This is a genomic window from Streptomyces hygroscopicus subsp. hygroscopicus (assembly GCF_030269125.1).
In the GTDB taxonomy this organism is placed as follows: domain Bacteria; phylum Actinomycetota; class Actinomycetes; order Streptomycetales; family Streptomycetaceae; genus Streptomyces; species Streptomyces hygroscopicus_C.
On the sequence record NZ_BSSM01000023.1, the window covers coordinates 89671 to 114788 of the forward strand.

Consider the following 25118-nt stretch of genomic DNA (forward strand, 5'->3'; position numbering starts at 1 on the left):
AACTTCGGCGCGCGGCCATGGCATCGGCGGCCCTCCCACGGAGAGTTCGGGCCGGTCCCATGACCTTTCGGAACGGCATCACACCCTATGCGGTCGGCATGCGGGACTTCCGCCGGAACGGCAACGGTTTCGCTACGAGCGGTGTCCCGGCCGCCACATCGATCCGGGGTCAGGCCGTGACCCCGTGGTGCGGTGCGCGGTTGTAGGAGGCGGGGGGTCCGCTGCCTGCCCCGGTCCCCGTGGAGCAACTCGCCTGTCTACAGCGGGAGGACAGCCAGCCGTGGCCGTGACCGAGTCGTTGGCGGAAGAAGCGCACGGACCGGCGGGTGCCGTGCACGAGGGGATCCTGCGCCGCCAGTCGGCGCGCGAGTCCTCGGCGCGCACCTACGCACGGGCCCTGCCCATCGTGCCCGTGCGGGCGCGCGGGCTGACCATCGAGGGCGCGGACGGCCGCCGCTACCTGGACTGCCTCTCCGGCGCGGGCACCCTCGCGCTCGGCCACAACCACCCGGTGGTGCTGGAGGCCGTCCGCCAAGTCCTCGACTCCGGCGCGCCGTTGTCGGTCCTGGACCTCGCGACGCCGGTCAAGGACGCGTTCATCACCGAGTTGTTCCAGACCCTCCCGCCGGACCTCGCCGGGCGGGCGCGGGTGCAGTTCTGCGGGCCGGCCGGGACGGACGCGGTCGAGGCCGCGCTCAAGCTGGTCCGGGCCGCGACGGGGCGCACCGGCGTCCTCGCCTTCACCGGGGCGTACCACGGCATGACCGCGGGCGCGCTGGCCGTCTCCGGCGGCGCTCCCGAGGTGCAGGTGGCCCGGCTGCCCTATCCGCAGGACTACCGCTGCCCCTTCGGCGTCGGCGGCCCCCACGGGGCCGAACTCGCCGCGCGCTGGACCGAATCCCTCCTCGACGACCCCAAGTCGGGCGTCCCGCTGCCCGCCGGGATGATCCTCGAACCGGTCCAGGGCGAGGGCGGGGTGCTCCCGGCCCCGGACGACTGGCTGCGCCGTATGCGCCGCGTCACCGCGGACCGCTCCATCCCCCTGATCGCCGACGAGATCCAGACCGGCGTCGGCCGCACCGGCGCCTTCTGGGCCGTCGACCACAGCGGCATCACCCCCGACGTCATGGTCCTGTCCAAAGCCGTCGGCGGCAGCCTCCCGCTGGCCGTCATCGTCTACCGCGACGACCTCGACCTGTGGCGACCGGGCGCGCACGCGGGCACGTTCCGCGGCAACCAGCTGGCGATGGCGGCGGGCACCGCGACGCTGGCGTTCGTCCGGGAGAACGGGCTGGCGGAACGGGCGGGCCGGCTCGGTGCGCGGATGACGGAGCGACTGCGCGCGGACCTCGGCGGCTTGGCGTGCGTCGGGGAGGTGCGGGGGCGGGGGCTGATGATCGGGGTGGAGATGGTGCGGCCGGAGCCGGACGGGCCGGATGGCGAAGGGCCGGCCGCCCGGGTCCCGGAGGCGGCGGCCGGCGGGTGGTCCGCGGGCCGCGGCGCGGGGGTGAGGCGGCCCGGCGAGGGGTCCGCCGGGCAGGGCCCGGACGCGGCGTCGCCGCTCGACGCGTGGTCCGCCGGCCCCGTCCCCGGTGCGGCTCGTACCGCCGGGGGTCCCGACCCGCACGGGACGCCGCCCGGCCCCGCCCCCGCTCCCCGCCCCGCCGCCCCCGAACTCGCCCGAGCCGTCCAGCGCGAGTGCCTGCGGCGGGGGCTCATCGTGGAACTCGGCGGCCGGCACTCCTGCGTGGTGCGGCTGCTGCCGCCGCTGACGATCAGCGACGAGCAGGCGGCGGCCGTGGTGGACCGGCTGACCGACGCGGTGGGGGCGGTGGCCCGGGAGGACGGGACACGGGGACCGCACGCGGCACGGGGACACGATCCCGCCCCGCTGTGACCGGCACGGCAGCCGTACCCGACCGGCCCCACCGCCGAGGCCGCCGGGACGGTCGAGCGGGCCGGCCTGAAGACCCCTCCCGCGCGCAGCAACCGCCGTTCCCCCGACACCGCCGGCCTCCGGCCCCGCCGAACCGCCCCGCACCCCCCGAGGAGCCGTCTTGAACGCCACCCCCACCCCCGACGGCCGTTCCGGCGGTCCCGACGAACACGGGGCCGGCGCCCCGTTCGCCGAGGCGGTACCGCGGCAGCGCACGCGGGTCCCGGATCCGACCCGGCCGACCGGGCCCGGGGCGGAGCCGCTGGACGATCCCGACGCCGGGACCGCGGCGCGGGCCGCCGCCGTGGAGAACCTGTTGCGCTGCTGGGTACGGGAGACCGGGCTGCGCGCTCCGGTGACCGGCACCCTGCGCATCGCGCTGCCCGCCAGCGGTACGTGCCTGCTCGCACCGGTCCGGTACTGGTCCCCGACCGGCTGGCACCGCTTCGGACCGCCCCGGTTCGCCGACGCGCCCGACTCCGCGCCGGCCGTGGACGCCGCCACCCTCGCCGCGCTGCTCGCCCGGGAGAGCGCGGGCGACGACGGGGACCTCGTGGCGAGGGTGGCCGACTCCCTCCGGCGCACCGCCACCTTCGTCCGCGACCGGCGCGCACACCCCGCCGACGGCCCCGACCTCTTCCTCGGCGCCGAACAGGCCCTCCTCCTCGGCCACCCCCTGCACCCCACCCCCAAGAGCCGCGAGGGCCTGACCGAGGAGGAGACCCCCCACTACTCACCGGAGTCGCGCGGCTCCTTCCCGCTGCACTGGATGGCCGTGGCCCCCGCGCTGCTCGCCACCGACTCGGCCTGGACCGAGCGCGGCCGCCTCGTCCCCGCCGACCACCTCGCCCGGCGTCTCGCCGGCACCGCCCTGCCCCTGCCCGACGGGTACACCGCGCTCCCGCTGCACCCCTGGCAGGCCCGCGAGGTACGGCACCGCGCCCCCGTCGCCGCGCTGCTCGACGCGGGACTCCTCAGGGACCTCGGTCCGCACGGCCCCGCCTGGCACCCCACCTCCTCCGTGCGCACCGTGTACCGCTCCGGCGCTCCCGCCATGCTCAAGCTGTCGCTCGGCCTGCGCATCACCAACTCCCGCCGGGAGAACCTGCGCAAGGAACTCCGGCGCGGGGTAGAGGTGCACCGGCTGCTGCGCACGGGACTGTTCCCGCAGTGGCGGGCCGTCCACCCCCGCTTCGACATCGTGCGCGACCCGGCGTGGCTCGCCGTGGACGACCCCGACGGTCTGCCGCTGCCCGGACTCGACGTCGTGATCCGGCACAACCCCTTCACCCCGGCCGACGACGTCGGCTGTCTCGCCGGACTGGTCTCGCCCCGGCCGCTCGCCGAAGCCGCCCCCCGCGCCGACCCCGGGCCCACCCCCGGCACCCGTCCCACCGGCCCCTTTGCGCCCATGCGGTCCCGGCTCTCCCATCTCCTCGGGCGCCTCGCCACCCGCACCGGCCGCCCCCTCCCCGCCGTCGCCACGGAATGGTTCCTGCGCTACCTGGAGCAGGTCGTCCGCCCCGTTCTCTGGCTGGACGCCGAGGCGGGCATCGCCCTCGAAGCCCACCAGCAGAACACCCTCGTCCTGCTCGACCACGACGGCTGGCCCGCGGGCGGCCGCTACCGGGACAACCAGGGCTACTACTTCCGCGCCTCCCGCCGCGCCGAACTCGACGCCCGGCTGCCCGGGATCGGCGAGCACAGCGACACCTTCGTCTCCGACGAGGTCACCGACGAGCGCTTCGCCTACTACCTCGCGGTCAACAACGTCTTCGGCCTGATCGGTGCCCTCGGCTCCCAGCACCTCGCCGACGAGCGGCTTCTCCTCGCCGCGTTCCGCCGCTTCCTCACCGGCCTCGCCACCGGCCCCGCGGCCCTGCGCACCCCCCTGCCCGCCCGGCTGCTCGACTCGCCCGTCCTGCGCTGCAAGGCCAACCTGCTGACCAGGCTCCACGGGCTGGACGAACTCGTCGGCCCGGTCGACACCCAGTCCGTGTACGTCACCATCGCCAACCCCCTTCACCCGTAAGGCCCTTTCTCAGCGCAGAGAGGAACCCGCCGTGCCGCCCACCGACGTGCGCACCGCCCCCACCGAGTTCCTGGACCTCTTCACCGACGGGACCACCGAGTTCACCGGCCGGACAGCCGAGTTCACCGATGGGACCACTGAGTTCACCGGCCGGGCCGCGGAGTTCACCGGCCGGTCCGCGGAGTTCGCCAACGACGCCCTCGACGGCCTCCACGCCTGGGGGCCGGCGCGAACCCCCGTCGGCACCTTCCGGCTGACGCCCGTGCGCCTCGACCGGGACCTGCCGCTCGTGCACCGCTGGATGAACGACCCCGCCGTCGCCGAGTTCTGGGAGCTGGCCGGTCCCCGGCACCGCACGGCCGGCCACCTGCGCGCCCAACTCGACGGCGACGGCCGCAGCGTGCCCTGCCTCGGTGTCCTGGACGGCACCCCGATGAGCTACTGGGAGATCTACCGGGCCGACCTCGATCCCCTGGCCCTGCACTACCCCGTGCTGCCCCACGACACCGGCATCCACCTGCTCCTCGGCGCGGCAGGCGACCGCGGCCGGGGGCTCGGCTCCGCCCTGCTCAGGGCCGTGGCCGACCTCGTGCTCGACCGGCGCCCCGCCTGCGCCCGCGTCGTGGCCGAACCCGATCACCGCAACACGCCGTCCCTCGCCGCGTTCCTCGGCGCGGGTTTCCGGTACGCGGCCGAGGTCGAGCTGCCCGGCAAGCGGGCCGCGCTCATGATCCGGGACCGGGTGCTGCGCGATGTGCTGTAGCGTCGAGTGAGCGGGGTCTCACCATGGGTGTGAACCGCCTCCGTTTGTCGGTCCCGGGCCGTAGGGTGGTCGGGCTATGACGAAGCCCTCCCTCCCCGAACTCCTGCACGCCGCCGTCGCCGCGGTCGGCGGCACGGAGCGCCCCGGCCAGGTGACCATGGCCGAATCGGTCGCCGAGGCGATCGACGACGGATCCCACCTGCTGGTCCAGGCCGGCACCGGCACCGGAAAGTCGCTGGGCTACCTCGTGCCCGCGCTCGCGCACGGGGAGAGAGTCGTCGTCGCGACGGCCACCCTCGCCCTCCAGCGCCAGCTGGTGGAGCGCGACCTGCCGCGCACCGTCGACGCCCTGCACCCGCTGCTGCGCCGCCGCCCCGAGTTCGCCATGCTCAAGGGCCGCTCCAACTACCTGTGCCTGCACCGGTTGCACGAAGGCATGCCGCAGGACGAGGAGGACGGCCTCTTCGACCAGTTCGAGGCCGCCGTGCCCACCAGCAAGCTGGGCCAGGACCTGCTGCGGCTGCGCGACTGGTCCGACGAGACGGAGACCGGCGACCGGGACGACCTCACCCCGGGTGTCTCGGACCGCGCCTGGGCGCAGGTGTCGGTGTCCTCGCGGGAGTGCCTGGGCGCCACCAAGTGCGCGTACGGCGCCGAGTGCTTCGCGGAGGCGGCCCGCGAGCGCGCCAAGCTCGCCGAGGTCGTCGTCACCAACCACGCGCTGCTGGCCATCGACGCCATCGAGGGCGCCCCGGTGCTGCCCCAGCACGAGGTGCTGATCGTGGACGAGGCCCATGAACTCGTCTCCCGGGTCACCGGTGTCGCCACCGGCGAACTGACCCCCGGCCAGGTCAACCGCGCCGTGCGCCGCGCCGCGAAACTGGTCAACGAGAAGGCGGCCGACCAGCTCCAGACCGCCGCCGAGGGCTTCGAGCGGCTGATGGAGCTGGCCCTGCCGGGCCGCCTGGAGGAGATCCCGGAGGACCTCGGCTACGCCCTGATGACCCTGCGGGACGCCTCCCGTACGGTCATCTCCGCCATCGGCGCCACCCGCGACAAGTCCGTCCAGGACGAGGACGCCGTCCGCAAGCAGGCCCTGGCCTCGGTCGAGACGGTCCACGACGTGGCGGAGCGGGTGCTGAACGGCTCGGAGTGGGACGTCGTCTGGTACGAGCGGCACGACCGCTTCGGCGCCTCCCTGCGCATCGCCCCCATGTCGGTCTCGGGCCTGCTCCGCGAGAAGCTGTTCGCCGACCGCGCCGTCGTCCTCACCTCCGCGACCCTCAAGCTGGGCGGTGACTTCAACGGCGTCGGCGCCTCCCTGGGCCTCGGCCCCGAGGGCGTCGAGGGCGAGGACCTGCCGCAGTGGAAGGGGGTCGACGTCGGCTCCCCCTTCGACTACCGCAAGCAGGGCATCCTGTACGTCGCCAAGCATCTGGCCCGCCCCGCGCGGGACGGCGAGCGCGGCGACATGCTCGACGAGCTCACCGAGCTGATCCAGGCGGCCGGGGGCCGTACCCTCGGGCTGTTCTCCTCCATGCGGGCCGCCCAGCTCGCCGCGGAGGAGCTGCGCTCGCGGATCCCGGAGTACCCGATCCTGCTCCAGGGCGAGGAGACGCTCGGCGAGCTGATCAAGAACTTCGCGGCCGACCCGAAGACCTGTCTCTTCGGCACGCTGTCGCTGTGGCAGGGCGTGGACGTACCAGGGCCCAGCTGTCAGCTGGTCGTCATGGACAAGATCCCGTTCCCGCGCCCCGACGATCCGCTGATGAGCGCCCGCCAGAAGGCGGTGGAGGACGCGGGCGGCAACGGCTTCATGGCGGTGGCCGCCACTCACGCGGCCCTGCTGATGGCGCAGGGCGCCGGCCGTCTCGTCCGCGCGTCGGGGGACCGGGGCGTGGTCGCCGTACTGGACCAGCGGCTGGCGACGGCGCGCTACGGCGGATACCTCAAGGCGTCCCTGCCGGACTTCTGGTACACCACGGACCCCCACCAGGTCCGCAGGTCGCTCTCGGCGATCGACGCGGCGGCGAAGCAGGCGGAGGCCGAGTGAGCGGGAGGCGCCCGAGCGTGCCCTGAGAAACGGGCAGGGCCCCGGAACCGGCGCAGGGGTTCCGGGGCCCGGTCAGGGAGCGAGCGGGTCCGCTCGCCGCGGGCGTCAGACGCGCCGCAGTACGGCGACCACCTTGCCCAGGATGGTGGCGTCGTCGCCGGGGATCGGCTCGTAGGCCGCGTTGTGCGGGAGGAGCCAGACGTGGCCGTCCTCGCGCTTGAAGCGCTTCACCGTGGCCTCGCCGTCCAGCATGGCGGCCACGATGTCGCCGTTCTCCGCGACCGGCTGGCGACGGACGGTGACCCAGTCGCCGTCGCAGATCGCGGCCTCGATCATGGAGTCGCCGACGACCTTGAGGACGAACAGCTCACCGTCGCCGACGAGCTGGCGGGGGAGGGGGAAGACGTCCTCGACGGACTCCTCCGCGAGGATCGGGCCACCGGCGGCGATCCGGCCGACCAGCGGGACGTACGACGCGGCGGGCTTGCCGCTGGTGTCCGTGGGCTGCACCGACACCGCCTGGTCGGAACCGCGCACCTCGTAGGCGCGCGGGCGGTGCGGGTCGCGACGCAGGAAGCCCTTGCGCTCCAGTGCCATCAGCTGGTGTGCCACGGAGGAGGTGCTGGAGAGGCCGACGGCCTGGCCGATCTCGCGCATCGACGGCGGGTATCCGCGCCGCTGCACGGAGTCCCTGATGACCTCGATCACCCGGCGCTGCCGGTCGGTGAGTCCGGAGCTGTCCGCCCGGATGCCTGGAGGTCGGCCCGGCAGGGAGCGCCGCTGCCCCTCGGGATTCGTGGCTTCGTTCATCGCGTGTACCGGCTCGACTCGGCCCTGGGAGCGGTCCTGGGCGGTGATGGTGGCACTGTCTGCGGTGGTGGTCACGTCGGCCCCTCTCGATGGTCTCCCTGCTGGACAACGGTAGTTGCTTTCGAAAGGTTGCGCCAAACACACGTTCGAGTGAAAAAGTGCGATTCACCTGTTGCGATCGCGTGCTTGGGTGTATGGCTGACGCGGCATCCGGCGGGCGAAAGCGTTCATTGTGGGTCGTTGTACTCTTTCCCGCCGGGGTTGTCGGCCTCGTGGGCGCTTCCCCATCCTGCCATCCGGGACCCGGTCCGCCGGGACGAGGGGTCCGTTCTGCGCCGGAGTCCTACGCGTCCTCCGTGCGGCGCCCACGGTATCTCCGCAAGCGTCACGGCGACACGGTTGTGCGCCCGCGTGTCCCCGCGGCCCGGTGTCCGCCGTGCTCCGGCGGGCGAGTGCCGGGGGCCGGCCTCGGGCTGTCCGGATGGCCGCGCGGGCGCTTCGGACGGCGGTGAGGGCGCTTCGGGCGCCGTTCTCCCTCGACACGCGCCCCGGCCTCGGCGAATGGGCCGATCCCCACATCTAGTGGTTGGATGGCTACAGCGGCCCACAAGTTGTGGTGACCTCGGTCGGGGGCGGCTCCACGATCGCCTATGCTTAGGGCTGCTTCGCGGGGCCCCTGGGGCTCGGCGAGGCTGTTGAGTCTGCTGTGAGGAGGGTTGGAGATCATGCACTGCCCCTTCTGCAGGCACCCCGACAGCCGTGTGGTCGACAGTCGTACGACCGACGACGGCACGTCGATCCGCAGGCGCCGCCAGTGCCCCGACTGCTCCCGTCGTTTCACGACCGTGGAGACGTGCTCGCTCATGGTGGTGAAGCGGTCCGGGGTCACCGAGCCCTTCAGCCGTACCAAGGTCATCAACGGCGTGCGCAAGGCATGCCAGGGACGGCCTGTCACCGAGGACGCGCTCGCCCAGCTCGGCCAGCGGGTCGAGGAGGCGGTGCGGGCCACCGGGAGCGCCGAGCTGACCACCCATGACGTGGGTCTGGCCATACTCGGTCCGCTGCAGGAGCTCGACCTCGTCGCCTACCTGCGGTTCGCCTCGGTCTACCGGGCGTTCGACTCGCTCGAGGACTTCGAGGCCGCGATCGCGGAGCTGAGGCAGGCGACGCACGGCCCCGCCGCGGGCGAGGCGGACGGGACGGCCGCGGGGAGCCAGGAAGACGAACGCGGGACCGGCGGGACCACCCAGGTCCCCCAGCCCGCGCACGCCGCCGACTGACCGGCGCGCGGAGACGGGGAGAGGGCCCCGACTCCAGCCGCGAGGCGGCGACCGAAGACCTGTTGCGGGTGGCAGCTGAGGGTGCCCGCAACACCAGACAGAACACCGTGCCACGGGAACAATCGGGGCACTTCAGGGCGTTTTTGCCCGTACAGGGAGGCGGCATGACAGAGACGGCGAGCGGTCCGGCACGAGGTTCCCGAGCCAAGGGCGGCAAGGCGGGATCCAAGGGACTGCACATCGAGCGCATCCACACCACCCCCGGCGTACACCCGTACGACGAGGTCGAGTGGGTGAGCCGTGACGTCGTCATGACCAACTGGCGCGACGGCTCGGTCAACTTCGAGCAGCGTGGCGTCGAGTTCCCCGACTTCTGGTCGGTGAACGCGGTCAACATCGTCACCAGCAAGTACTTCCGCGGTGCCGTCGGCACCCCGCAGCGCGAGACCGGCCTCAGGCAGCTGATCGACCGCATCGTGAAGACGTACCGGAAGGCCGGTGAGGACCACAAGTACTTCGCCTCGCCCGCGGACGCGGAGATCTTCGAGCACGAGCTGGCCTACGCGCTGCTGCACCAGATCTTCAGCTTCAACAGCCCGGTCTGGTTCAACGTCGGCACCTCGCAGCCCCAGCAGGTCTCGGCCTGCTTCATCCTGTCCGTCGACGACTCCATGGAGTCGATCCTCGACTGGTACAAGGAAGAGGGCATGATCTTCAAGGGCGGTTCCGGCGCCGGCCTGAACCTCTCCCGCATCCGCTCCTCCAAGGAGCTGCTCTCCTCCGGCGGCAACGCCTCCGGCCCGGTCTCCTTCATGCGCGGCGCCGACGCCTCCGCCGGCACCATCAAGTCCGGTGGTGCCACCCGCCGCGCGGCGAAGATGGTCGTGCTCGACGTCGACCACCCCGACATCGAGGACTTCATCGAGACCAAGGTCAAGGAGGAGGAGAAGATCCGCGTCCTGCGCGACGCGGGCTTCGACATGGACCTGGGCGGGGACGACATCACCTCCGTCCAGTACCAGAACGCCAACAACTCGGTCCGCGTGAACGACGAGTTCATGAAGGCCGTCGAGGCGGGCGGCGAGTTCGGGCTGCGCGCCCGGATGACCGGCGAGGTCATCGAGCAGGTGGACGCCAAGGCGCTCTTCCGCAAGATCGCCGAGGCCGCGTGGGCCTGCGCCGACCCGGGCATCCAGTACGACGACACGATCAACAACTGGCACACCTGCCCCGAGTCCGGCCGGATCACCGCGTCGAACCCGTGCAGCGAGTACATGCACCTGGACAACACGTCCTGCAACCTGGCCTCGCTGAACCTGATGAAGTTCCTGAAGGACGACGGCCAGGGCCACCAGTCCTTCGAGACCGAGCGCTTCCAGCAGGTCGTCGAGCTGGTCATCACCGCGATGGACATCTCGATCTGCTTCGCCGACTTCCCGACCCAGAAGATCGGCGAGAACACCCGCGCCTTCCGCCAGCTGGGCATCGGCTACGCCAACCTCGGCGCCCTGCTGATGGCCACCGGCCACGCGTACGACTCCGAGGGCGGCCGCGCCCTGGCCGGCGCCATCACCTCCCTGATGACGGGCACCGCCTACCGCCGTTCCGCCGAACTGGCCTCCGTCGTCGGCACGTACGACGGCTACGCCCGCAACGCCGACGCCCACAAGCGGGTCATGCGGCAGCACGCCGACGCCAACGGCAAGGCCGTCCGCATGGACGACCTGGACACCCCGGTGTGGGCCGCCGCGACGGAGGCGTGGCAGGACGTGGTCCGCCTCGGTGAGAAGAACGGCTTCCGCAACTCCCAGGCGTCCGTACTCGCCCCGACCGGCACCATCGGTCTGGCGATGTCCTGCGACACCACCGGTGTCGAGCCCGACCTCGCGCTCGTGAAGTTCAAGAAGCTCGTCGGCGGCGGCTCGATGCAGATCGTCAACGGCACCGTGCCGCAGGCCCTGCGCCGCCTGGGCTACCAGGAGGAGCAGATCGAGGCGGTCGTCGCCCACATCGCCGAGAACGGCAACGTGATCGACGCCCCCGGTCTCAAGCAGGAGCACTACGAGGTGTTCGACTGCGCCATGGGCGAGCGGGCCATCTCCCCGATGGGCCACGTCCGCATGATGGCCGCGATCCAGCCGTGGATCTCCGGCGCCATCTCCAAGACGGTCAACATGCCGGAGACGGCGACCGTCGAGGAGGTCGAGGAGATCTACTACGAGGCCTGGAAGCTCGGCGTCAAGGCGCTCGCGATCTACCGCGACAACTGCAAGGTCGGCCAGCCGCTCTCCGCCAAGAAGAAGGAGGACGAGAAGGCCGAGATCGCGGAGAAGGCCGAGGGCACGATCCGTACCGCGGTCGAGAAGGTCGTCGAGTACCGCCCGGTCCGCAAGCGCCTCCCGAAGGGTCGTCCCGGCATCACCACGTCGTTCACCGTCGGCGGCGCCGAGGGTTACATGACCGCCAACTCCTACCCGGACGACGGCCTGGGCGAGGTCTTCCTGAAGATGTCCAAGCAGGGCTCGACCCTCGCGGGCATGATGGACGCCTTCTCCATCGCGGTCTCGGTCGGCCTCCAGTACGGCGTGCCGCTGGAGACGTACGTCTCGAAGTTCACCAACATGCGCTTCGAGCCGGCCGGCATGACGGACGACCCGGACGTGCGGATGGCGCAGTCCATCGTGGACTACATCTTCCGCCGCCTGGCGCTGGACTTCCTGCCCTTCGAGACCCGCTCCGCGCTCGGCATCCACTCCGCCGAGGAGCGCCAGCGGCACCTGGAGACCGGTTCCTACGAGCAGTCCCTCGACGATGACGAGGTCGACGTCGAGGGCCTGGCCCAGTCGGCGCCGCGCGCGCAGGAGCCGAAGGCCATCGCGGTCCCGAAGGCCGAGGCCGGGTCCGCCGAGCCGGCCCCGAAGCAGGCCCACACCAGCGCCGAACTGGTGGAGATGCAGCTGGGCATCCAGGCCGACGCCCCGCTCTGCTTCTCCTGCGGCACCAAGATGCAGCGCGCCGGTTCCTGCTACATCTGCGAGGGCTGCGGCTCGACGAGCGGCTGCAGCTGACGCTCCCCGAGCGGCACGCCGAAGCGAGGGGCGCCGGCCTTCGGGCCGGCGCCCCTCGCCGTCGTCCGCGGACAGGGACGGGTCCGCCGTCCGCCGCCGAGCGGGACGCCGCGGTAGCACCCGGATCGCCGGCCGCCTCGTTCGAACAGGCGCCGCGGCTGCACCGGCCGGGGCCCGAGGACGGGCCCCGGGGCGTACGGCACCTTCCACGACGTCCGCATCCCGACTCACCTCGGGCTCGTGGTGGCGCGCGCCGGGAGGAGCCGAGGCCCGGCTCGTCGAGCGGGTCGCCACGTGGGGGGCAGTCCACGTCGTGGAGGCGCTGTGCCGACGGGACGGTCCGGCCGTCCGGCGGTGGCCGCCGGGCGGGGCCCGCGCCGGAGACTTCCTCGACGGGCACTTCGCGGGCGGGGCGCCACGGCCGCGTGGCTCCACGCGGCGATCGGGAGTCCGGTGCCGACGTCGAGACGACCGACCGCGCCGGCCGGCCGCCGCGCGCGACGAGGGATCGCGGAGGGACGGGGCGCCTCCTCGCCCGCTCCCCGCACCCGCGCGGTCCTCGCGGCGCCCCCGTGCCGCGGGCTCGCGCGGTCCGGCGGTCGGGCCGTACCTCATGGGCGCCCTGCCCGCCGAGCGCCTCGGCGCGACGCCTGCCGAGGCCGCCGGGCGCACCGCGGAGCAGCGCGAGGAGATCCGCGCGCGGCACGTCCGCGTGCCCGACCGCGACGCGTGGACGCGGGTCGCGGTCGGCGCTCGCGCGGCGGGGCGGGCGGACGCGGTGGCCCGCGGAGCACCGGGCGCCGGAGCCGGGACCGCGGTGCCCGCTGCGCACCGGAGGGGGCGCGGGGCGCCGGTCCCCTGGCCGGCGCCCCGCGTCAGTGGGCGCGGCCCATGACGCGGGTGAAGGTCTCCGGGTCCTCGTGGAAACCGCGGACACCGGGGTGGAAGATCCACTCGCCGGAGTCGTTGCGGACGAACTCGGCGATGGTGGCGGCCGTGGCGTCGTGCACCGAGGTGAAGTCGTCCTCGGACAGGACGGTGTAGCCCTCGCGCACGCGCATCGCCGGGTTGAGCACGCCCGCGAACGTCCGGGGAGCGGGCTGCTGTTGGATGACGACGCCCACCACCACACGGGCGAAGCGCTCGCTGAGCCGGTCGACCTCCAGGGTCATGACCTCGTCCCAGCCGAAGCCCCGGCCGTCGGTGCTGTCGCGGTTGAGGAAGATCGTGCCGTCGGGCGAACGGCTGTCGAAGTGCACCAGGTAGGCCGGGGCGCCGTACGGGTCGCGCGTCTCGAACGTCGCGGCGATGATGTCGAGATCGGTGGGCGCCGTACCCGCGGGACTGGGGTCCCATTTGACTGCGACCTCGACCTTGCGCATCCCCTTGCTGAAACCGGTCACCGGGCCTCCCCTTCCCTGTGGACACCACGTCCCCAACTCCCGTGCGGTCGAGGATCCTTGCCCATCGTGCCACGTACCCGGGCCCCCGCGCGCGGACGAACTCCACCGGAGCGTGACCGGCGCCACGCCCGGTGGCCTTACGATGGCGCGGTGCTGGTCAAGTGGATTCGCTGCACCGTGGTGGACCGCCGGGGGTTCGAGCGGGGGCAGCGGAAATGGGCGGGGCTCCCGGGAGAGCCGGGCTTCCGGGGACAGGGCGGGGGCTGGAGCCGGCGGCGGCCGGAGGTGGCGCACATCGTCGCCTTCTGGGAGAGCCGCGCCTTCTACGACTCCTTCATGGCCCGCTCCCACGACCGGCTGGCGGCCGCCCAGGTCGGCACCTTCAAGGACGCCCAGGTCAAACTGTTCGAGTACCGCTTCGACGTGAAGACCGGCTTCGAGCCCCGCTTCACCGACGCCGACCTGCTCAGGCTCGCCCTGTGCCGGGTCCACGAGGAGCGGGTCGAACACTTCACCCTCATGCAGGAGAAGGTCTGGAACCCCGCCATGGCGGGCTCGCCCGGCATGATCCGCGGCATGTTCGCCGAGGCCCCCGAGCAGGAGTTCCTGATCCTGTCGATGTGGCGGGCGGCCGCCGAGCACGGCAAGTACCGCACCGAACGGGTGGAGCGCCTCGCCCTGCGCGCCCAGACCGAGGCCGACATCGCGGCCCTCTCCGGCGACATCGTGGACCTGGAGCCGACCTGGACGGTCTAGCACCGGGAAGCCGGCCGGCCCGGAAGCCGAACCTGTGATTTACGCCGTACAAGACCGGTACGGGTGCTCGGTCCGCGGCGGCTCGCTCTAGGGTTTCGGCATGGCACGACCACGGCGCATCGTCCTTGTCCGGCACGGCGAGTCGACCGGGAACACCGACGACTCCGTGTACGAGCGCGAACCGGACCACGCCCTGGCGCTGACCGAGCTCGGCCGGCGGCAGGCCGAGGAGACCGGCGAACGCCTCCAGGAGCTGTTCGGCTCCGAACGCGTGAGCGTGTACGTCTCCCCCTACCGCCGTACCCACGAGACCCTCCGCGCCTTCCGGCTCGACCCCGACCTCATACGCGTCCGCGAGGAGCCCCGGCTGCGCGAGCAGGACTGGGGAAACTGGCAGGACCGCGACGACGTACGCCTGCAGAAGGCGTACCGGGACGCCTACGGCCACTTCTTCTTCCGGTTCCCGCAGGGCGAGTCCGGCGCCGACGTCTACGACCGGGTCGGCGGCTTCCTGGAGAGTCTTTTCCGCAGCTTCGAGGCCCCCGACCACCCGCCCAACGTGCTCCTGGTGACCCATGGGCTCGCGATGCGGCTGTTCTGCATGCGCTGGTTCCACTGGACCGTCGCGGAATTCGAGTCGCTGTCCAACCCGGGCAACGCCGAGATGCGGATGCTGGTGCTCGGCGAGGACGGCCGCTACACACTCGACCGGCCCTTCGAACGCTGGCGTGAACCGGTGCCTGACTGGGCCACCGGATAGAGTGGCAGAGCGATGACCGCACACTTCTCCCCCCGCGCACGCCATGAGCGCGCCCTGGCGAGCCTGCGTGGACTGGCCGTCGGCGACGCCCTGGGCGCCCAGTTCTTCGTCCCCGCCCACCACGCCCTGCTGAAGCGCCGCGAGCTGCCGGCCGGGCCCTGGCCGTGGACCGACGACACCGAGATGGCCTGCTCCGTGGTCGCCGTGCTCGCCGCGCACCAGCGCATCGATCAGGACGCCCTGGCCCGCTCCTTCGCCGACCACCACGACCCGGACCGGGGCTACGGCCCCACGGCGAGCCGGCTGCTGAGCCTCGTCCGCCAGGGCGAGGACTGGCGCGGGCCCGCCGCCGCCCTCTTCCACGGGCGGGGCTCCTGGGGCAGCGGCGCGGCGATGCGGACCGCGCCCCTGGGCGCCTGGTACGCGGACGACCCCGAGCAGGCCACCCACCAGGCGGAGATCTCGGCCTATGCCACGCACCAGCACCGGGAGGCGGTCGTCGGTGCCATGGCGGTCGCCGCGGCCGCGGCGCTCGTCGGCTCGCCGGACGGCCCGCCCGCGCCCGAGGCGCTCCTCGACGGAGTGGTCGCGCTCGTTCCGAAGAGCGCGGTCGGCCAGGGCCTGCGCCGCGCCCGGGACATGCTGGACTACGGCGACGCCGTCACCGTCGCCGCCGTGCTGGGCTGCGGCCGCCGCAGGACGGCCCACGACACCGTGCCCTTCGCCCTGTGGTCCGCCGCGCGGGGGCTCGGCGACTTCGAGACCGCGTTCTGGACGACGGCCCGGGTGGGCGGCGATGTGGACACCACCTGCGCGATCGTGGGCGGCGTGCTCGCCGCGAGCAACACGGGGGCACCGCCCGCCGAGTGGACGCAGCGGGCCGAGGCGCTGCCCGAGTGGGTGCCGCGAACGCTCTGACGGGCGCGGCGCACCCCGACCGGCCGCACCCGAAGGGGACTTCGGCCGGTCAGACGTGCTCCACGGTGGCGATGCCGTGCAGCAGTACCTTGAGGACCGCCTGGAGTTCGTCGTCCAGTTCGCCCGCCCTGCCGCTCTGCGCGTGCTGCGACCAGCGGTAGAGCGCGCCGAAGTAGACGTCCCGCAGGAGGTTGCCGACGCGTTCGGGCACGAGGCCGGGGTCGAGTTCGCCGGATCGGGCGCCGGACTCGACGATGTCGGCGAATATCTGGGCGACGTAGGGCTCCTCGCTCAGCGGCCGCCCGGCCTTCACCCACGCGGAGAGCATGGCCGCGGTGACCTCCTGCTCCTCCTCGTTGATCCGGGCCAGCACCGACATGCATCGCACCAGTTGGGCGACGGCGTGCGAGCTGTGGACGTCTTCCTGTTCCAGATAGCTGAGCAACTTGGTTCGCCGCTCCTCCCCCCAGGCGCTGATGACGTCTTCCTTGCGCTGGAAGTAGTTGAAGAAGGTGCCCCGGGCGACGTCGGCGCGCTCGGCGATCTCGTCCACCGATGTGCGGTCGTAGCCCTGCTCGGTGAACAGGGCCAGCGCGGACGAGTAGAGGCGTTCTTTGACGCGTTGCTTGTTGCGTTCGCGTCGACCGGGCGACTGCGTCCCGCCTGACGGACCAGGAGCCATGTTCATCTCCGCTTCACGGGGCTGACAACGACTGGAAGTATCGAGGCTTCGACACGATTTTTATACCACAGTCTAACTATGGGAGCGAGTTCGACTTCACGACAAGCGCCGGGGCCGTCACGCCAGTTCGGCGCGACGGCCCCCCAACGAACGCTGCTGCCCGGCCCGCTCACACGGGCGCCGCCTCCAGCGTCACGCTGCGCGCGATCCGCTCCAGGCTCTCCGCGCCCAGCAGCCGACCCGCGGTGACGTCCACACCGCAGCCGGTCTTCAGCTGTTTGCGCAGCTGGACCGCCATGAGCGAGTCGAGCCCGAGGTCACGCAGCGACCGGCGCGGGTCGAGATCGGCCCGCGCGACACCGAGCACCTCGGAGGCGGCGGCGAGGACGGCGTCGACGGGGGACGGGCCCGGGGGCTCGGTGCGGGCGGCGACCAGGTGCGCGGTGCCGGTGTTCGCGGTGACCGCGTGCGCCGCCTCGGTGTTCGCGGTGGTCACCGCCCGGGACGGGGCGCGGTGCTCCGCCCGGCGCGGTGCGGCCGGCTCCGCCGGCCGGCCGCCGAGCCGGATTCCCCGCCGGGCCGCGGCGGGCCGGATCATGGTGGCGAACCGGGACAGCAGCGGGCGCGCGGGCCCGAGCCGGGGCGCGCCCAGCCGGGCCGGCAGCGCGCGGACCAGGGAGGCCGCCGCCGGGAGGGCCGGGCGCTCAGATCGTCCGGGGTGTTCCGGGTGTCCCGGGCGGCGCAGGGTGATCCCGCGGAACTCCGCCAGCACCCGTCCGTCCCCGTCGAGCACCAGCACCTCGCCGCGCACCTGACCCGCGTCGGGCCCGGGGGTGACGACGGCCAGGCTCCAGAAGTCGTCCGGCAGTTCGCCGTAGAGCTGGACGCTGTCGATGGCGGTGGGCAGGAAGCCGAGATCCTCCCCGCCCGCGCGCCGCGCCTCGGGCCAGGCCGCCACCAGCGGCAGCAGCGCCGTCTCCCACAGTCCCGGTGCCGGCTTGGCCGGCCGGATCCGCGCCACCGCCTCACCGCGTCGGCGCCACAGCTGCTCCACCGCGCCGGACGCCTCGCCGATCTCCAGCCCGTAACCGCCCGCCAGTTCGCGGAACCCGGCGGCGGACAGGTATCCGTGGCAGCGGGCCAGGGCCTGGTCCAGCGCGGACGGCGCCCGGCGCCCGGCGCCGTCGTCCACCGGGCACAGCGACGCGGACGAGCAGAAGACCCGCTCGGCACCGTCCGGCTGCTCCAGTTCCACGACCGCCCGCCAGGTGTCGCCGCCGGACCGTTCCAGGGCGACGGTGAGCACGGCGGCGTCGGGGTCCGGGAGGAGGACCGGGGCGGGGGCGAGCCGTACGTCCCGTACCGCGAACGTCCCGGGGAGGTTCCGCGCGGCCGTGTCGAGGACGGCGGCGACCTGGACGGCCGGCGGCAGGGCGGTCGTTCCGGCCACGCTGAGCTGTTCCGCCCAGGCGGCGATGCCCCACCGGCCCAGCTCCACCCGGCCGGTCAGGGCGCTCGGCGCCGGGCGCGGGACGGCCGGTGCCCGCCGGAACTCGGTGCGCTCCCACGGGTAGTGAGGCAGGGGTACCGGTCGCACGGGACGGCCGTACCACCGTGTCCAGTCCACCCGGCCGCCCGCGGCGAAGAACCGGCCCGCGGCACGCAGGAGTTCGGCCGCCTCGTCGGTGTTGCGGCGCAGCGAGGGCACGGCGGTGCCGGGCGCCCCGTCGTGGGCGAGGGTGTCGAGGACCGAGGTGGTGAGCACCGGGTGGGGGCTGATCTCCAGGAAGACGTTCTCCGACGCCTCCCCCTCGGTGGCGAGTTGCCGGACCGCCGCGCGGAACTCCACGGGTTCGCACAGGTTGTCCGCCCAGTACCCGGCGTCCAGCTCGGGTCCCGCCACCGGCGCGCGGCGGACCGTGGAGAACAGTCCGGTGCGGGCCGTCATCGCGTTCAAGTGGGCGAGGTCGGCGGTCAGTTCGGCGTGCAGCGGCCGCATCTGCGGTGAGTGCGAGGCCACGTCGACGTCCACCAGCCGGCACAGCACCCCCTCCGCCTCCAGGCGGGCCGAGAGGCCGGCGAGGGCGTCCGGGTCGCCCGCGAGCACCGTGCAGGTAGGGGAGTTCTCGGCGGCCACGCACACCGACGGGGTCCGGGAGACGGCCTCGTGGGCCCGGTCGGCGGACAGCTCCACGACGAGCATGGCGCCTCCGCCCGCCACGCGCCGCATCAGCCGGCTGCGACGGCAGATCACCGCGGCGGCGTCCCGCAGCGACAGCGCGCCGCTGACGCAGGCCGCCGCCACCTCCCCCATGCTGTGCCCGACACACATCTCCGGCTCGACGCCGAGGTCCCGCCAGGCCGCCGCCAGGGCCACCTGCACCGCCCACAGCGTGGGCTGGACGACCTCCACCCCGCCGGGGAAGCGGTCGGCGTCCCGGGTCAGCAACTCCTCGACCGACCAGCCGAGTTCCTCGCGGACGGCCTCGTCGCAGGCGCGCAGCGCGGTGCGGAAGGCCTCGTTCGAGGCGAGCAGGCCGCGGCCCATGCCGAGCCACTGCGAGCCCTGGCCGGAGAAGACGAAGACGGAACGGCGGGGGCCGCGAAAGCCCGCCTCGCCGACACCGCCGTCGGCGGTCTGCTCACCCGCCGCCAGCGCACGCAGTACGGCCGCCAGTTCGTCGTGCGAGGTGCCGGTGGCCCACAGCCGGTGCGGGCCCGCGTCGCGGCGGGTCGCCGCGGTCGCGCAGACGGCGCCGAGCGCCTGGTCGCGGCCCGCGCCGTCCGGACCGAGGTGGTCCGCGTACGACCCCGCCAGCCGGCGCAGCGCGGCGGCCGAGCGGGCGGACAGGACCAGGAGGTGGGGGCCCTCGGGCGCCCGCCGCTCCGCCGGGTGCCGGTCGTCGACGAACTCGCCCACGACGACGTGTGCGTTGGTGCCGGACAGGCCGAAGGAGCTGACACCCAGCAGCCCCTTGGGGCCGGCCTTGGCGAGCGGGGTGTTCTCGGTGACGACGGAGACGGCCGGCCGCTCGCCGGTGAGCAGCGGGTGCGGGTCGGACAGGTGCAGGGAGGCGGGGATGACGCCGTGGCGGGCGATCAGCACCGTCTTGATCAGTCCGGCGATGCCCGCGGCGGCCTCGGCGTGCCCGATGTTGGTCTTCACCGAACCGCAGCGCAGCGGCCGCCCGCCGCCCGCCGCCTCCGCCAGCGCCCGCAGTTCCACGGTGTCGCCGGTGGGCGTCCCGGTGCCGTGCGCCTCGACGTAGTCCAGCTGGGACGGTTCGATGCCCGCGCTGCGGCAGGCGTCGCGGAGCATCTGGGCCTGGCCGGAGACCGCGGGCTTCAGCAACAGCCCGCTGCCCTGGCCGTCGTTGGTGACGGCGCTGCCGAGCAGCAGGGCGAGCACGGGGTCGCCGTCGCGCAGCGCGTCCGGCAGCGGCTTGAGGACGACCGCGCCGACACCCTCGCTGCGCACGAACCCGTCGGCCGCGGCGTCCCCGAACCGGCACCGCCCGTCCGGCGACAGCATGCCGCCCTGCGAGTAGGCGATGGAGTCCTGCGGGGACACGATGATGTTGACGCCCGCGGCGATGGCCAGGCCGCTCTCCCCGGTCAACAGGCTCTGTCGGGCGGCGTGCACGGCCACCAGCGAGGAGGAGCACGCGGTGTCCAGCACCAGGCTCGGGCCGCGCAGGTCGAGCGCGTAGGAGACCCGGCCGGCGGTGACCGCCCGCAGCCGGCCGCCCACGGTGTCTCGGACTCCCGGGCCCTCGTCCGGGCAGCCGGACTCGCCGTATTCGGCGGTGGCCTGGCCGACGAAGACACCGGTGCGGGAACCGGCCAGACCGGCCGGCGCGATTCCCGCCGATTCCAGCGCCTCCCATACGACGTGCAGCAGGATCCGCTGCTGGGGGTCCATGCTTCTGGCCTCGACCGGCGAAATCCCGAAGAATCCCGCGTCGAACGAGAACGCGTCGTCGAGGAAACCGCCGTCCCGGGAGACGGTCTTGCCGGGAGAGGGGGACCGGCCGGCGTAATGGTCGTCGATGTTGAATCGGTCCTCGGGAATCCGGGAGACGGCCTGGGAGTTGGCCATCAGGAGATCCCAGAATTCCTCGATGCTGTTGGCGCGAGGAAAACGGCACCCCATACCGACGACGGCTATGGGGACGCCACCTGCGCACGGGAAGCGCTCCACGTACGTTCACCTTCGATCAGAGCCGATGAGAACAGACACGACCGCCTCGCCGCAGGAGGGCAAGGCGGGTTGAGGTGCGCGGTGCAAGTGCGATGCAAAGTTACACCGCCAACCAAGATTGACCCAGAGGCTCATGACCATGTCTCAGGATCTGTCTCAACATGCGAGACGTGCTGTGGTGATTCATGCAGCTATGCCCGGTTTCCAGAACTCTGTACTGTGACCCAGGTCACCAGGAACTTGTACTTGCGTCTTCTTATGCATGGCAGTCTACGCTTGCCTCGGCGTTTATTAATGCCCAGCAGACCACGACGGGGGAGCAATGATGTCTGATGCGCCGTTAAGGTCGGGAGTCGTCGCGTATGCCGGTTACGGCGCCGATCCCGTCGACGCGCTGCCCGACTGGTCGGACGCGCTCGCCGGGGTCGTCGACCTCTCGGCGCGCGAGCACCAGGTGTTCCTGATGCTCGGCGCCGGCCATTCCAACCGCAGCATCGCCGCGCGGCTCCGGGTGACCGAACGCACCGTCAAGGCACATGTGGCCCAGGTCCTCAGCAAACTCCGGGTGGAATCCCGGCTGCAGGCGGGTCTCGTCGCACACGCCTACCGCGTCATGAACGAAAGTCCAATTCACAGCCCGCGGCACTCGGGATAGAAATGGTTCCCGGCGCACCACTCCGGATCGCGTCGGAGCGGCTGAGCCGTCCCCGAGGCGGCCAGGGGGCTCATCATGCCTTCCTGGCCCGCCTGTTGTCGCGGCGCCACTCGTAGGACGCCGTCGGCAGAGTTCCCTTTTCCATTCCCTCGCGGAATTCCGCAGCCATTTCGGTCTGCGCTGCCGGAACGCACACTCCCCGGACAAGGAGATGACGCGTGTCCCTCACCGATGTCGAGATCAGGAGCGCCCGTTCGGACGGCGCCCCCGAACCCGCCGACCCCCGGGAAACCATGCGGGCCCTGCCCGGTTTCCTCCAGTACCCGCTCACCGTCTTCACCGGCAAACCGCTGGCCGAGCAGACCCGGCTGCCGTGGACCCCCACCTTCCACCTGGCGGCGGCGGCCTTCGCGATGCTCGCCGGCGCGGCCGTCTCCTCGGCCGCCTGGTCGCTCGGCGGCTGGTGGCTCCTCGCCCTGCTGCCCGGCTGGGCGCTCACCCTGCACGGACTGCGCAACCTGCGCATGATGGTCTACCACCAGTGCTCGCACCGGAACATGTACCGGCGCAGGCGACTGGACACCGCCATCGGACGGGCCATCTCCAGCCTGCTGGTCATCCAGAACTTCGAGCGCTACAGCCGTGAACACGTCAGCGACCACCACGCCGCCCACCACATGACGCTGCGCGACCCCACCGTCCAGGCGTTCCTCGTCAGCCTCGAACTGCGTCCCGGGATGACGCGGGGCCAGATGTGGCGCCGGGTGACCGGCAAGCTGCTGTCCCCGCGCTTCCACCTCGCCTTCTCCGTCTCCCGGGTGCGCTCCTTCTGGAGCACCGCCGCGCGCAGCGAGAAGGTCACCGCCGTGACGCTCTACGCGGCCCTGGCCGCCGCCACCATCGCCACCGGCACCTGGCCCGCCCTGCTGCTCGCCTGGTTCGTTCCGCTGCTGCCGCTGTTCCAGGTCAGCAACACCCTGCGGCTGTGCGTCAAGCACACCTTCCCCGAGGCCGGCACCGAAGTCCGGCGCGGCCGCGACTACTTCGCGGGCCTGACCAACGCCATCTTCATCGGCGAGCCCGCGCCGTCCGCGGCGCTGCCGGCCGGTCACCGAGCCCTCGCCTGGACCCGCTGGGCGCTGCGCATGCTCTTCGTGCACGCCCCGACCCGCTACCTCGTGCTCACCGGCGACACCGTGGTCCACGACTTCCACCACCGCTACCCGTCCAGCCGGGACTGGGCCGACTACCTCTTCGCCCGCAAGCGGGACATCGAGTCGGGCCACAAGGGATGGCCGGAGTACCGCGAGGTGTGGGGACTGGTCCCCGCCATCAACCACGTCTTCGACTCCCTGGCGGGCGCCGACCCGGCCGAGTACGACATCGCCCGGCTCCCGCAGGTGAGCAAGCGCGAGCTCTTCGCGGCCTTCGACGACTGAGACGCGCACCGCGCCGGCCGACCGTCCACCACCCCGGACGCGCACGGCCGACCGCACGCCACCCCGATCCGCACCGCCAGCCAACCACCCCCCCCACCGGAGGAGTACCCATGCAGCAGCGGAAGATCATCCTGGGAGTGGCCGCGAGCGACGCCCACGCCGTGGCCAACCATCTGATCGCCCACGCCCTGCGCGGTATCGGATACACCGTCGTCAATCTCGGCACCTGCACCCCGGTCGAGGAGTTCGCGGAAGCCTGCCGTGAGCATCCCGATGCCGAGGCGGTGGTCATCGGCAGCCTCAACGGCCATGCGCACGAGGACCTGCGCGATCTGGCTGCGGCCAAGGCCGAGGGCGCGATCCGGTGCCCCGTCGTCGTCGGCGGGAACCTGTCGGTCGGCAGCAGGAAGGACCCCTCCGCCCTGGAGCGGCTCCGCCGGCTCGGCGTCGACCGCATCGTGAGCGACCCGGCCGCGCTGCCCGCCGTCCTCGACGAGCTGCGCGCCGCCCGCTCGGCAGCCGAGCCGCTGCTGGCCGTGTCATGAGCGGCAAGGTCGTCCTCCTCGGCGCGGACCGCGCCGGGGAGGCCCCCCACGGCAACCGGGCCCTGCCCTCCCTCGAGGAGTCCGTCGCCTACGTCGCCGGCCTCGGCAAGCCCACCGCCGCCCAGGTCCTCCAGAAGGCGCGCGAGTCGGGCCGGGTGGCCATCCAGCCCCGGTGCGGCGTCGGCGGCCACGAGGAGATGAAGGCCCTGCTGCGGGACCTGGAGACCGAGGCGGCGCCCGACCTCCTCACCCTGACCATCGACTCCCACACCCGGCTCAAGCGGTTCGAGCAGGCCCTGCGCACCCTGAACCGCGATCCGAAGGACCTCAACGGCTACCCGCTGGTCACCCACGGCTGGCAGCGCGGCCGGGACCTGAACGAGTCCGTCGCCGCACCGCTGGAGATCCGCCACGGCTCGCCCGACGCCCGCGCCCTCTTCGACGTCTCGGTGGCCTCCGGGATCACCTCGTTCGAGGGCGGCGGCATCTCGTACAACCTGCCCTACTCCAAGGCCGTCCCGGTCGCGGAGTCCCTCGCCGCCTGGGAGGAGGTGGACCGGGTCTGCGGCCGGCTCGCCGAACTCGGCCTGATCGTCGACCGGGAGCTGTTCGGCACGCTGACGGCCGTCCTGGTCCCGCCCTCGATCAGCCTCGCGATCAGCGTCGTGGAGGCCGTGCTCGCCGCCCGCGCCGGGGTGCGCTGCATCTCCGTCGCCTACCCGCAGAGCGGCCATCTGGTCCAGGACGTCGCCGCGCTGCGCAGCATCCCGCTGCTGGCCCGCCGCTATCTGCCGCCCGGCGTCCAGGTCCACGCCGTCTTCCACGAGTTCATGGGCGTCTTCCCCAAGGGCCGTGCCCACGCCGAGGACCTCATCTTCTATGGTGCCCTCGTCGCCCGGCTCGGCGGCGCCTCCAAACTGATCACCAAGACGTACCAGGAGGCGTACGGCATCCCCGACACCCGGGCCAACATCGAGGGCCTCCGGCTCGCCGCCCGCGCCAACTCCCCGCTGCTCGACTTCGTCGCGGTGGACGCGGACCGGGTCGCCGAGGAGCTGGAGTGGATCCTCGCCGAGGTCGCCGACATCGTCGAACCCCTGCTGGAACAGGCCGACCTGAAGGCCGCCGTGGCGGACGCGCTGGAGCGCGGCACGCTGGACATCCCGTTCAGCGCGAGCCGTTACGCGAAGTCGGAGGTCATCCCGAAGCGGGACGCGGAGGGCGCGATCCGCTATCTGTCCGCAGGGTCGCTGCCGCTGTCCGGGCGCGCGTTGCGCCGTAACGACGCGTTGCTGCGACGCGACGCCCGAACCGGCGGCGGCGCCGCGGACCCCGGTCTCCGCTCGCTCCTCGCCGATCTGACCGGAGACATCAACTACTTCCTCACCGTGTTCGGTGAGACCGACCACGAGGGGACGTCGTGACCATCGCCGTGGAGCCCGCCGCACTTCGGCGCGAGCGGAGCCTCGAACAGACCCGCGGTCCCAAGCGGACCCGGACCCTCGACCGGGTGGTCATCCGGTTCGCGGGGGACTCGGGTGACGGTATGCAGCTGACGGGGGACCGTTTCACCTCGGAGACCGCTTCCTTCGGCAACGACCTCTCGACGCTGCCGGACTTCCCCGCGGAGATCCGGGCGCCCGCCGGGACCCTGCCCGGGGTGTCGTCGTTCCAGCTCCACTTCGCCGACCACGACATCCTCACGCCGGGCGACGCGCCGAACGTCCTCGTCGCGATGAACCCGGCCGCGCTGAAGGCCAACGTCGGCGATCTGCCGCGGGGCGCCGAGATCATCGTGAACACGGACGAGTTCACCA

Annotated in this window: 18 protein-coding genes; 14 read left to right on the forward strand and 4 right to left on the reverse strand. The window is 72.7% G+C overall.

The features are described 5' to 3' along the window. Positions 1-280: 280 nt before the first annotated feature. From QSK45_RS34965 to QSK45_RS34980, 4 genes are all read left to right on the forward strand, one after another. Positions 281-1897, forward strand: coding sequence for a diaminobutyrate--2-oxoglutarate transaminase family protein (locus QSK45_RS34965; RefSeq protein WP_285562949.1), 1617 nt, complete (start codon positions 281-283; stop codon positions 1895-1897). 160 nt (positions 1898-2057) lie between these two features. After that, complete coding sequence (locus QSK45_RS34970; RefSeq protein ID WP_285562950.1) at positions 2058-3968, forward strand: IucA/IucC family protein; 1911 nt, start codon at positions 2058-2060, stop codon at positions 3966-3968. Between the two features lie 31 nt (positions 3969-3999). Beyond that, positions 4000-4731, forward strand: coding sequence for a GNAT family N-acetyltransferase (locus tag QSK45_RS34975; protein WP_285562951.1), 732 nt, complete (start codon positions 4000-4002; stop codon positions 4729-4731). A 76-nt stretch (positions 4732-4807) separates the two neighbouring features. Beyond that, entirely contained in the window at positions 4808-6784 is a 1977-nt protein-coding gene (locus tag QSK45_RS34980) for an ATP-dependent DNA helicase (RefSeq protein WP_285562952.1), read from the forward strand. A 105-nt stretch (positions 6785-6889) separates the two neighbouring features. Here the strand turns inward: QSK45_RS34980 and lexA are convergent, their stop codons facing one another. Continuing rightward, positions 6890-7669 (reverse strand): transcriptional repressor LexA, encoded by a 780-nt coding sequence (gene lexA, locus QSK45_RS34985; RefSeq protein ID WP_285562953.1) that lies wholly within the window; start codon positions 7667-7669, stop codon positions 6890-6892. Between the two features lie 650 nt (positions 7670-8319). On the opposite strand from lexA, the gene nrdR reads away from it, so the two are divergent. Together nrdR and QSK45_RS34995 are read left to right on the forward strand one after the other, a co-directional pair. Then, positions 8320-8874 carry a transcriptional regulator NrdR gene (gene nrdR, locus QSK45_RS34990; protein WP_285562954.1) on the forward strand — a complete coding sequence of 185 codons (555 nt, stop codon included), beginning with the start codon at positions 8320-8322 and terminating at the stop codon, positions 8872-8874. A 164-nt stretch (positions 8875-9038) separates the two neighbouring features. Further along, the gene (locus QSK45_RS34995; RefSeq protein ID WP_285562955.1) at positions 9039-11942 is read left to right on the forward strand and encodes a vitamin B12-dependent ribonucleotide reductase; all 2904 of its coding nucleotides are present in this window, start codon (positions 9039-9041) and stop codon (positions 11940-11942) included. An 875-nt stretch (positions 11943-12817) separates the two neighbouring features. Here QSK45_RS34995 and QSK45_RS35000 read toward each other — a convergent pair. After that, on the reverse strand, positions 12818-13345 hold the full coding sequence (locus QSK45_RS35000; protein WP_285562956.1) for a TerD family protein: 528 nt from the start codon (positions 13343-13345) through the stop codon (positions 12818-12820). Between the two features lie 150 nt (positions 13346-13495). Here QSK45_RS35000 and QSK45_RS35005 point away from each other — a divergent pair, with 150 nt between their 5' ends. The 3 genes from QSK45_RS35005 to QSK45_RS35015 all read left to right on the forward strand — a co-directional run bounded on the left by QSK45_RS35005 (position 13496) and on the right by QSK45_RS35015 (position 15779). Next, the gene (locus tag QSK45_RS35005) at positions 13496-14101 is read left to right on the forward strand and encodes a YdbC family protein (RefSeq protein WP_285562957.1); all 606 of its coding nucleotides are present in this window, start codon (positions 13496-13498) and stop codon (positions 14099-14101) included. A 100-nt stretch (positions 14102-14201) separates the two neighbouring features. Then, on the forward strand, positions 14202-14861 hold the full coding sequence (locus QSK45_RS35010; protein WP_285562958.1) for a histidine phosphatase family protein: 660 nt from the start codon (positions 14202-14204) through the stop codon (positions 14859-14861). Between the two features lie 12 nt (positions 14862-14873). Further along, positions 14874-15779, forward strand: a complete 906-nt coding sequence (locus tag QSK45_RS35015) for an ADP-ribosylglycohydrolase family protein (RefSeq protein WP_285562959.1) — start codon at positions 14874-14876, stop codon at positions 15777-15779. Between the two features lie 49 nt (positions 15780-15828). Here the strand turns inward: QSK45_RS35015 and QSK45_RS35020 are convergent, their stop codons facing one another. Both QSK45_RS35020 and QSK45_RS35025 read right to left on the reverse strand, forming a co-directional pair. Continuing rightward, positions 15829-16461 (reverse strand): TetR/AcrR family transcriptional regulator, encoded by a 633-nt coding sequence (locus QSK45_RS35020; RefSeq protein ID WP_285562960.1) that lies wholly within the window; start codon positions 16459-16461, stop codon positions 15829-15831. A gap of 169 nt (positions 16462-16630) precedes the next feature. Then, on the reverse strand, positions 16631-20662 hold the full coding sequence (locus QSK45_RS35025) for a type I polyketide synthase (RefSeq protein WP_285562961.1): 4032 nt from the start codon (positions 20660-20662) through the stop codon (positions 16631-16633). Positions 20663-20987: 325 nt separating this feature from the next. Here QSK45_RS35025 and QSK45_RS35030 point away from each other — a divergent pair, with 325 nt between their 5' ends. The 5 genes from QSK45_RS35030 to QSK45_RS35050 all read left to right on the forward strand — a co-directional run. Continuing rightward, the gene (locus tag QSK45_RS35030) at positions 20988-21317 is read left to right on the forward strand and encodes a helix-turn-helix domain-containing protein (protein ID WP_285562962.1); all 330 of its coding nucleotides are present in this window, start codon (positions 20988-20990) and stop codon (positions 21315-21317) included. A gap of 218 nt (positions 21318-21535) precedes the next feature. After that, a complete protein-coding gene (locus tag QSK45_RS35035) occupies positions 21536-22756 on the forward strand; it encodes a fatty acid desaturase (RefSeq protein ID WP_285562963.1) in 1221 nt (406 codons plus the stop codon). 110 nt (positions 22757-22866) lie between these two features. Beyond that, the gene (locus QSK45_RS35040) at positions 22867-23301 is read left to right on the forward strand and encodes a cobalamin-dependent protein (RefSeq protein WP_285562964.1); all 435 of its coding nucleotides are present in this window, start codon (positions 22867-22869) and stop codon (positions 23299-23301) included. Then, a complete protein-coding gene (locus QSK45_RS35045; protein ID WP_285562965.1) occupies positions 23298-24725 on the forward strand; it encodes a methylaspartate mutase in 1428 nt (475 codons plus the stop codon). Before QSK45_RS35040 ends, QSK45_RS35045 begins: the two co-directional genes overlap by 4 nt. Positions 24726-24727: 2 nt before the next feature. After that, on the forward strand, positions 24728-25118 hold a 391-nt coding region (locus QSK45_RS35050), incomplete at its 3' end, for a 2-oxoacid:acceptor oxidoreductase family protein (RefSeq protein WP_490993663.1).